This window comes from Nonlabens ulvanivorans (assembly GCF_000732625.1).
In the GTDB taxonomy this organism is placed as follows: Bacteria; Bacteroidota; Bacteroidia; order Flavobacteriales; family Flavobacteriaceae; genus Nonlabens; species Nonlabens ulvanivorans.
The window spans coordinates 3,445-14,236 of sequence record NZ_JPJI01000008.1 but is presented as its reverse complement, the minus strand read 5'-3'; the positions used below and the strand labels follow the sequence as shown (position 1 = coordinate 14,236).

The 10,792-nt window shown below is 29.9% G+C and carries 6 protein-coding genes; all 6 read right to left on the bottom strand.

Translation table 11 applies throughout. From position 1 onward, the window contains the following. Positions 1-450 precede the first annotated feature (450 nt). On the bottom strand, positions 451-1,311 hold the full coding sequence (locus tag IL45_RS01370; protein ID WP_036579363.1) for a DUF7281 domain-containing protein: 861 nt from the start codon (positions 1,309-1,311) through the stop codon (positions 451-453). Further along, on the bottom strand, positions 1,311-5,018 hold the full coding sequence (locus IL45_RS01365; protein ID WP_036579361.1) for an ATP-binding protein: 3,708 nt from the start codon (positions 5,016-5,018) through the stop codon (positions 1,311-1,313). The genes IL45_RS01370 and IL45_RS01365 overlap by 1 nt, the downstream gene beginning before the upstream one ends. After that, positions 5,002-5,574, bottom strand: a complete 573-nt coding sequence (locus IL45_RS01360) for a condensin complex protein MksE (RefSeq protein WP_081866505.1) — start codon at positions 5,572-5,574, stop codon at positions 5,002-5,004. Before IL45_RS01360 ends, IL45_RS01365 begins: the two co-directional genes overlap by 17 nt. Before the next feature lie 6 nt (positions 5,575-5,580). Continuing rightward, positions 5,581-6,801 (bottom strand): hypothetical protein, encoded by a 1,221-nt coding sequence (locus IL45_RS01355; RefSeq protein WP_235183307.1) that lies wholly within the window; start codon positions 6,799-6,801, stop codon positions 5,581-5,583. A 429-nt stretch (positions 6,802-7,230) separates the two neighbouring features. Continuing rightward, positions 7,231-8,412 (bottom strand): MvaI/BcnI restriction endonuclease family protein, encoded by a 1,182-nt coding sequence (locus tag IL45_RS01350; RefSeq protein ID WP_036579357.1) that lies wholly within the window; start codon positions 8,410-8,412, stop codon positions 7,231-7,233. Beyond that, positions 8,409-10,616 (bottom strand): DNA (cytosine-5-)-methyltransferase, encoded by a 2,208-nt coding sequence (dcm, locus tag IL45_RS01345; protein WP_036579354.1) that lies wholly within the window; start codon positions 10,614-10,616, stop codon positions 8,409-8,411. The genes IL45_RS01350 and dcm overlap by 4 nt, the downstream gene beginning before the upstream one ends. Between the last annotated feature and the right edge of the window lie 176 nt (positions 10,617-10,792).

Sequence of the window (10,792 nt, the reverse complement as noted above, 5' to 3'; positions counted from 1 at the left end):
GACTTGTGATTTATAATTACTAAAGTTGGTTGATCTTTCGCAGCGTTATTGCAGTTCTATAGTTTCTAATCCCAAGAGCGTAATTATAAATTACAAAAGCGAAAACCTACGGCCGCAGGCAATGGACTAGAACGGTCTTGTGTATGAAACGTAGCGTATAAATAGACACTAACTTTTCGGATTTAGCACGAGCCGAATTTTTTATTTTTATGTTTAATTTTCTTTTCTAAATATAACCAAATAAAAAATTTGGCGTACTTTGTAAATATACAAAAACCTTTCGTAAAGCCTGTAATAGCTATGTTTTATACACGTTGTTGTGCATAGTGCTTTCACGTTCTACTAGGTTTTCCGATGTTTGTTATTTACTTCGGATTGAGCGTTGGCGAGACATACTCTTTTACAGTTTTGGTGATGCTTGGATGATGCGACTGTAAATGTGTATGGCTTTTAGCGTTGGCTATTCGTGTTAATATAATATTCTTGGTCTAAACCTTTTTTTTCTTTTTTTATTAATTCAATTAAATCTAAAACTTTTGGCTCTTGTATATCGTCTACCTTAAAATTTATTCTTTGTTTATCATATCGTTCTCTATTTCCTTTTTTCAAATCAATTTTAATATTTTTAGGAATAAATAAGGACGCTTTTTCCGATAAGTGTTTCTTATATTCATTTATATAAATTCCAATTCCTGCGATATCGAAATCTCCAAAATGCATATAATTATTTGGAATAGATTTCATCCATTTTATAAAGTCTTTACTTTGGTTCTGTGGATAGCGTGATATGAATAAAGGATTGACTTTATTAAACAAGTATTTCTGTTTGTTAATTTGACTAAAATTTTTTGTGTTCTCAACTCCAACAACTGTTACCTCTTTGGGAATTTTAAATGATTCATAGTCATAAATAAAAATAAAACTTCCTTTTTGAGGATTAATTATTATTTGTTTGTTGTTTAATTCAGCTGTTATAGAAGTATAACTATTTACTAAAAATCCTTTAAAAGCTCTTTCATTTGAAATCTTTGAGTCTGTTGTGATTTTGGTTGATTCTGCACGCGTAGCATTTGGATTCTCTTTTAATGAAATATAGCTATATACATCAGTAATCTGTAATTGATTTGCAAGAAATGTATGCAGTCCTTTTTCATTGATTAACTTCAGCGACTTTTTATGCTTTCCTTTTCGATGAATAATATTTTCAGCAACTAAAGCATCTATTAGACTACTTTTAGCCAAACTATTTGGTATTGATTCGCCATTGATTAGCTGTACTAACGCTTTTGCTATTTTTAAGCTTAACTTCATTAATTAAGAACTTTAGTGTTTACTTTTTTAATCAATCTGTTAATTTTAGTAATGTATTTTTTAGAATTAGTTTTAGACTGTTCTTTGGCTAATTTATAAGTGTATTTATAATCCGTTGCATTTTGACTTGTTGGCGAACCATTGATGAGTAAAATATTTCTTTCATTGGCAAATCTCAAAATTCCTTTTTGATTTGTAGGATGAAGTGTTCCTATTTCGTCCATCATACAATGAAGCTTAAAATCTTTAAATTTCTTTGAAGCATCAATTTTAAAAACATTCAATAACGAAATATTAATCATTGCTTTAACTAAAATATCTGTACCATTACTTCCTACATTAGAAAGCTTCTCCACCCAACCAGAGTCGTTATCGTTTTCTATGATTCTAAATTGTAGGTCAAAAGATTCGGATAGCGTTAAATTTGTGTTTTTTGATTTCTCTAACTCTTTTACAAGTTGCTTCAGTAGGTCAACTGCTTTTTGATTTTTTGTATTACTTTCTGAAGAAGTAAAAAGATTTGATTCTCCTAAAACTAAACTATTTTCATCATTAAACTCTTTTATCTTAATCAATAGTTTTACGATGGGATTTGAACTTTCTAACGTTCTTATTTCCATTGTCTTGATAGCTTCTATAAAGTTTTTGCCTAGGAAATCATCATTTATTTTTTTGATTATTTTTTCAATTTCGCCTTGTTTAGAGTTCAGCTCTGTTGTTTCTCTGCCAATTAAATGAATAATGTGTGCAAACCTATCATTTACACGTTTTTCATATTCTTTAATTTTATCTTCTTCAATAAACTCTTTGAGCTCGAATGCAAAGCTTAGAAAGTCGTCTTTTGTAATTAATTTTGTTTTGAAGCTAAAAATATTAGTTTCATTAAAGTTCCCATTAAATAAGTTAACACCTTGTCTTAGTTCTTCATAAGCGCTTAGACTTTTTGAATGCTTATCAATGATTTCCTTGATTAATGTTGTGGCTTTCTCCTGTTCATCAAAATCGGCAATAGGTTCAGGAACTTCGTAATAGCTTTTAATATTTAGAAATGCATCTGAGAGCTTAAAACTTTCAAAATCCTTTAAGTCATTATCAAATTCATCTATTTTAATTTGTATTGACTTAACAAATTCTTCTTGTTTAGTCCATTTTGTGTTTACTTTATTCAGCTCAACGCTATGCTCATTGATTATCGTGCTTTGTTTTTTCTCTAAACTTGCCTTGTCAACTTTTAATTGAGGTACATTGTCAAAGAGTTCTCTTTTGTCTTTATAGTATTCTATAACAAGCGTTTCATTCTCTTTTATGTATCCTAGGTCTGTTTTAATTTTGCTTAATCTACTTTCAATATGGTTAAGCCTTTTTGTATCAGCTCCTTTTTTTTCTAATTCAGAACTTTGCTCTTTCTTCAATTCTTGAATCCGTTTATCAGATGCTGAATTAGTATTTGATATGGAATTGTTTATTACAGAAATTTTCTCATTCTTAGTTTCTTCTAAAACCTTAATTTCTGTATGCCGCTCTTTTTCCTTTAGGCTTATTTTTCGCTTTATTCCTTTATTAATGTTGTTTAAAACTTCTTCGGCTTTTAATTTCTTTGATGCAATTTCATTTAAATCATTTTCTAGTTTTTGTAGAACATTTTCCTTTTCTGATTTTGCTTTTAGAATCCATTCGTCTAAATCAATTTTATTGCTTTTTAATTTCTCTTGGCTTTGAGATATGGTATATTCATTTTCTGCAACAAGGTCTTTAAAGTTCTTTAGTTTTTTACCGAATTTTGTCTTCAGTTTTTGTAAACTATTTTCTTTATTAGTATATAGTTGTTGAATACTATTTTGGATTTCATTAACCTTAAATTTGTATTCTTCAATTTCTTGTTGGTATTCTTTTACTGATTTAATTCTGTTTTTTAAAGTGTTTAAGTTTAACTCTACACCAAATAGAGTAGCCGAATTACTATCAATTAGTTTTGGATTTAGCTCTGTGTTGAAAAGCACATTTTCTTCGTCAATTACTTTCCCTATTGTATTTTGCCAATTGTTAATGTTATCGTTTAACCAGCCATAAAGTGAAGATTTGTTTTGCCGAATTTTGTTTTCAATTTCCCCAATTTTTAAAGCTAGTTTTTTACTCGCTTCGTTTTTTTTCTCAACGGAAGAATTAAAGTTTCTTTCTACTTCTTTTGTTTCTAATTCCCATTCTTTACGAATTGTTTTTGTTTCGTTCTGTGCATTTACAATCTTGTTTTTTGAGCTTGAAACTTTATCGTCAAGTGTTTTTTTATTCGCTTTACATTTTTCAATCTCAGTCGAGAAAAAGGTTTTATATTTTAATTCCGATTTTTGTCTTTTTACCTTGTTTTCATTCTCTTTTATATTCTCTAAATCATTATTTACGGATTCTATTTCGTCTTTGTTTTCATCATTGATTTGAATTATCAATTTTTGATACCTTTCAAATACTGAGGATTTATGTTCTCCATAATCACTTTTTATTTTAATGATATCTGAGTTCTGTTTGTTTGTAAATTCCTGCTGTTGGTTTTGAATTTGTTTTATAAGAGCCTCAAATTTTTGGCTAATTTCTGCAAATTTTGAGGTGAGTAGATTTTTTTCCTCTTCTAAAGTCCTTTGCTCAATAGTTAGCGTGTCTTTTTTTGAAACTTTTGAAATTATTTCTTTAATATTTTGATTTTCGTATTCTGTTAGTTTCTGTTTAGCTTTTGCTAATTCTGTTGTAATTAGTTTTAAATCAGAAACAATATCTTGTTCTCTTCTACGATGTGTTTTTACTAAGTTTTCTCTTTTTTTTGTTATAACATTTAATTCATTGTTTTCTTTGGAATAATTAGAATTTAAAAGAGGTTTTTCGTTTTCTATAAAATTCATTCTAGTAGCTAACAGATAAGCTAATTCCTTTGTTTCTCTTTTGAGAAAATTGTATGCTCTATATCGGTCAACTATTTTATCAGCTTGCTTTCTAACAACTATCAGTCCTTTTCTGTTTTCTTTAAACCAAATTTTGATATCGTTGATTTGCGTTTCAAAATCACGCAAATGATTTTTTGCATAATTCTCAATATCTATTATAAACTCCTCATCATTTAAAGAATTTATGATGGTATCTTTAATAAATTTTGCTTCAAGATTGGTGTTTAGAAGTACATTTTGAATAGTTCTTGGTATATTTTGGTACTGCTTACTTTCTGCTAGAGCATACTTTTTAAATTCAGGTTTTAAACCGCTATTGTCCCCATAAATGATTCTGCGATATTCGTCATAACTCTTTATGAGTTTGGTATAATAAATTTCTTTACCAAATGCATTTCTGATACTGTCCCAACTTTCAAAAGCTTTATTGTTATTGTCAATAAATAATTCTCTGTTATAGGCAGAATTAAAAAATCGGAATGCAACTTTACCATTTACTTTATAAGCTAAAACACAAAAAGGGATGTTGTCTTTTAGTATTTCATAAACGATGTAAGAGTTCTGGTACTGAAAGTAATAATCATCAAATCCTTTCTTTTGTTTCGGAATTCCAAGCTTGGTTTTATTAGCATTGTAAAAAAATAATATAGCACGAAGTAGTGTGCTTTTTCCTACGCCTTGCGTTCCAATTAAGTGAACATTTCCATCTAGTTCGATTTCAGCATATTGTACAGATGCACTATTTATAAAAACTATTTTATTCAGGTATCTCATTTTCTATTTCTTCGGGAATATTAATAGTTGTTATAATGTCTTTCAAATAATTAAAAGATGTAAGCACTTTGTAGGTTTCAGTTATCTCATTTTCTAAGGTTATGAAATTATCTTTTTCTAGTTTTTCAATTATTTTTTTTATGCGTTCAGAATTGGTCTTTTTATCTCCACTTACTTTTTTAAGCTTTTCCAATTTCGTTTTTAAATCAGCATTATTTTTTAATTGATTTACAATATCTGATGGCGAAAACCTAAAGCCGACATCAAAAGAGGTATCGAAAGTTTTAAAAAAGTCCAGAATATCAATCCAATTAAAGGCTTTTTCTAGTTTTCTATCTAGGTCTGTATTATTTTCTTTTCGACTGAAATAATAATATTCGTTGCCTTGCTCTAAGATGTAATTAATTTGATGAAAAAATTCGTGTAAGTCTTCAAAAGTGTCCTCATCTTCTATGACTTTGTAAAGTTTTTTAATGTCATCATCAGGACTATTTGAACAGATAAATTGTCCCTTGCGAAGCACGTTAAAAATTTCTGATGTATATTTTGTAATCATTGGAATTTATCTTGAAAATACCATAGCATATTCAATGCCATTGGTGGTTTGGTAGTTATCTTGTATTTGTAATTCTTCTTCATACTGAGAAATAATTTGACAAAAAATAGTGACTCTTTCATTAAATTCTACCTCTTTCAAAAAGTCATAGTTTAAAATAAAATTGAATAAATTATCGCTTGTTGCAATGAAACGGTTTCTTACTTCTTCTAGATTTACCATTATCTCTTCTTCAATATTATTGTCAAGATAATCATTAGAAATACGCTCTGCCATTTCTGGTTTAAAAAGTAGTCTGTCTCTATGATTTTTTGCAATTCTCTTAATTGCAATAAAAGCTCGCTCGTCTTCTCTAAGAAAGTCAATAGATAAGTTTATAGATTCATTAAGTTTTGTTTCAAAAATGACTTCATTTTTGTTTGAAACTATCTGTTTGATGTTAGTTTCTGCTTCTATAATAAAATTGTCTTTTAAGTATTTCAGTTTTCTTAGCTTTTCTAAAAACCTTCCTTGTTGTTTTATTTGGTTTAGATAATCAATTATTTGTTTTTCTATTTCAATTAGGTTGTGTGAGCATTCTCCTAACTGATTTTTTAGTTCAATAATGATTCTACCCAATTCTTCATCTAGAGCTCTATTAAAAAAGGTAAGTTCTTCCTCATTAATGAGGAAAAGTGTTTGTTGTATCAAATTTGTTACTACTGTTCTTTTCTCATCAAGATTTTCTAGTTTTAATTGTTTGTTTTTGTAATTCGATTCATTCTTAAAGGTATTCTCAATATTTCGTCTCAAATCCACCACACTTCTAAGTGTGATAAGTCCCATATTTCGAAAAGTTTTTTTAATAAATCGTAAGTAAGCGTATCTTCTGTTTTCGCTTGACTCATTTAAAAAGTAAACAATGTTTTCTTTTATGTTTTTTATATTTTCATCAATATATGAAAGGTTTATTTCTTCACTCACATACAGAACTTGCTCAAAAAACTCCAGAAATTGGCCATCAAGTTCCAAAAAATCTCCATTTTGTCTAATTACAGCTTTTTGAATTAATAAGTCAATACGACTCTCTTCATAATCAACAAGTTCTAGAGCATCATTTAATTTGTAGTCAATGGATTTCCTTTTGCTGAACATTTCAGATATGAGTTTTTCCTCTCTTTTCAAAGCGGTTACTAATTCTTTTATGTCATTGAAGGTGTTCATTTCTTTGGTTTCGAGCGTTGGCAAGAAACAGCTCTTTTATTTTTTTTAGCGTTGGCATTTCGCGTGGGCAAAAAAATAAATGTGCTGTTTGTGCGTTGGCGTTTTTAGTTCAAATGTTCAATTTTAGCACGATTTCCGCATTATGCACAACGGTCGAGTATATGAAAAGTAGGGCAGTTGATAAGCACTTACTTTCGTGTTTATACTAAGCCATATTTTTCATTTTATTTTTATCTTTTTACTAAAATACAAATTAAAAATGTGGCGGACTTTGCAAATAAGCACAAGTCTTTGATTTAGCACTTTCCGCCCTATTTTTTATATACATTGTTACCTGGCTGGCGTTTTTCCGTAAACTTGCTAGCGTTGGCAAAGACATACTCTTTTACAGTTTTGGTGTAGCGTGGATGGCGCGACTGGAAATGTGTATGGCTTTTAGCGTTGGCAATTCCATTACGCTGTCAAGTCATAGTTTGCACTTGGCGGAAATAATAAATCTAAACAATTCGAATTAAGCTTAAAATTACAGCCCTTATCAATAACTTTACCGTCAGGCATTCTTTTAATAGGGTAATCCATTGTTATAGCACCAGTCTCAACAAGGATTTCAAATTTATCTACCATAGGATTTTTAGTATGTTCAACTTCTTTAAAATGAAAATACTCATTATTGTTTTCAATTTTACTTTCCGCTTTTATCCAAAAAGTTTCTTTATGTTTTTTCAATAACGCTTTACGAAGTGTTTCAAGTTCCCATACTAGAAAATCTCCTATCTCTGGTCTATCAGAGTTTTCTAATAACCAGTCCTTATTATATTCTATTCTCAACATAAGACCTTGAGCATTTCTTCCAGTTCCTCTCATAGTATTATAGAGACGAAAAATTCCGCTTTCCCAATACCCAAAAGTATCCAATATTTCAACTCTTGATTTAAATTTGCTTAAATTCCAATTTGGGGTTTTACCAAATAAACCTTTTCTGTTATTTCTTTTATCTCTAAAAGATTTTAACTCAATTCCTTTATAGTCAGGTGCTTTGGACGAATTCATTTCAATGCCAAGTAATGATTCTATGGTTCTTCCTATTCCCGTATCAGAATTTACTTCGGACTTCACAAACCCTTTTTTTGATATGATTTTAAGTTTGTTCAGCAACTCAATCGAAATTTCACTTTCTTCGAAATTTATAGAAGAAATTAACTCTTGGAATGGATTAATAATGGGTGAATTTATTAATTCAGTCACATTTAATTTTGTCAAGTTAAAAACTTGAAAGCTATCATTGTAATAGGTGATTGCAATAATATCGTTTGGGTCAGCAATTTTTGTCAAACCATAAAACCAAATCCTAGGGTCTCCTTTTTTGGTTGAAGGACGATACAAAGATGCTTTTGATTTTATAATCTTAAAACCAGTATGAATAACAGCTGTAATCATTACTTTACTTTCTGTACCTTGCTTCTGCAATTCATAATCGTGAATGTTTTCACTTTTTAAATAGCTTCTAACAGAACCAGTAGCATCCATAATGGATTTTTTTAATCCTGTTTCGGTTGGTTCAATTAAAGTAAGAGAGACTTGGTTTTTAGTTAGTAATTTTATCTTTTCTTGTTCTGCGTCTGTAAGTTTTCTCACTTGATATGTTTTAAAATTTCACTTGCTACTGCTCTTGCTAATAAAGGTGGAACTGCATTTCCAACCAAAGTGTATTGTGGCACTTCTGTTTTTCTATTATTTCCACCTGTTGAGCGTTTTCCTTGAAATACAAAAGAGTCATCAAAGGACTGTAAACGAGCCATTTCTCTGACTGTTAATGACCTTGGTGAATTGTAATGAATATAGTCATCTGCAATGGTCATTATTGTTGAACTTTGCTCGTCTGGTTTTAAAACATTATAATTTCTCTTGTTTGTAGAAAGATTTAATTTTTCTAGTTCTGGTTGAGCTTTTTTATAGTTGCCATTTTTTAAAATCACTCCAAGTCTTTCAATAACGGTTTCGTTTTGATTGCTTGTTTTGTGATTGTTTAGTAGGTCGAAATACTTTTCTCCATTTTCAAGTGCTTCACTATTTCTAACATAAAAAGGCTTTGTTTGTGGTTTAAATCGTTCAATTAATCTACCTTTTTTTGACCATTCAGCAAATGACTTTCCACCTTTTGAAATTGGCTTTCCGTCAATTCTACGTTTCTTTAAAAGTTTAGCCATTTTCTTTGCTGTTCCATTGTATTGAGCTGAAATGTCAACCAATTCGTATCGGTGAGCTTCTTGGTTGTTACCAATAAAATCTAAATCGTACAAAGCTTCAAAAATGGTTACTTTTTCTTCTTCGGAAACTGTTGCTGGAATTTCAGAAATATATTCTTGGTCTTTGCGACAACCAATAAAAAGTACTCTTTCTCTATTTTGAGGAACTCCATAGTTTGATGCATTTGCAACAAAAGGCTTTTCTATTTTGTATAGTCTAATGCTTTCAAGAATAGTTTCTAGTTCTTTTTTCTGCGATGTATTGCAATGAGATTTTAAAATCTCAATTGATTCATCAAAAGAAGTTGTATAAATTTTTAAAGCGGTAATGATGTCTTCACAATCTTTTTTATAATTAGTAGGAACTTTTAATGCTTTAAAAGAACTATCAATTTTTGAAATAACATTTTCAGAACTGATTTCTGTGAGGAAATCTGTAAATGCATTTGCGAAATTATCACTATCAATATTGCAAAAGTCTTTTTCTTTTATAATATCACGTTTTAGTTTTTCCCACTCTTTCGCTCTTGCTAACAAATTAAAACCGTGTCGAATTGTATTGATGTTTTCGTCCGTTTTACTTGTTTTATAGTCTGCAATTTTCGGTGTTAACTTTCTAAATCTATTTTCCACAAAGCTGATGAAATCCGCTTTTCCAGTTTCTTTGTCTTTTTCAAGCAGTTTTTCTAGTTCTACACGCTTGATAATACTATCAAAAAGAAATGAATTAGATTCTTTACGTATTTTTTTAATGAAAGAGATTAGTAATGGAATTTCTTTTGTGTCAACTATCGAGTTAATCTCTTTAATGATTAGTTCTTTTATTTTTCCTTTTTCTTTTGTCAAAATTCCCTTGACATTTTCCATAACGAAGTATTTTGGTTGTAAAACCTTTATTACTTCTAAATAATGAGAGAATAAGTCGTCTTTTTTGTCGAACTTTTTTCTTTTTCCTGCAAGACTGAAACTTTGACAAGGTGGACCACCGCAAACAACATCTATTTTTCTTCCATTTATTTTCTCTAATAAGTTGTCTAAAAAGTCTGGTTCAGTAATATCTTGTTTTAAGAATTCAGCATCTAAACCCAATTGATGATTGTAACGAACAACGTGAGTCAATTCACAATTTTCATTAATATCGTTGGCAACAACAAAATCAAAGAATTTATTATTATGTTCAGCTTGTAAAAATCCCTCGCTAAAACCGCCTGCTCCAGCAAATAAATCAACAAAAGTGAACGGTTTGCCGTAAAGTGAAACCTGTTCTTTTACAATATTCACATTGTTACTTTCTTTGTAGTTTTTGATGTGCTCGTTCAATACGCTTTTAACTTCGTCTTGTACAAATGTTTTCTTATTGGAATGGTGTAGAAGTTCGTCCGCTCGTTCTCTTAAGAAATCTAAATAATGGTTGATTTCGTGAGATTCGACACTTAATCCAGTCGCTTTCTGTTTGGATTTGTTGAAGTTTTTCGGTTCTATTTTCTGTCCCGTAGAAATCTTAACTTGACTTCCACTACAGTTTATTCGTAGATGAATTGGTGCAAACCCTTTTTTGTCTGGCTTGTCTAAATAAAAATTAATTGTTGCCATAATTATTCACGGACGTTTTTGCGTACACGGACAAATTTACGGACATTTTTTAAAATTCCTATTTAATTCTGATTTTTATTCGGATTAAGCGTTGGGAAAAGGCAAGCTCTTTTTATTTTGTGAGGCACGAGCAAAATGAAATGTGCTTGACTGTGCGGTTGGATTCGCTTGCAGGT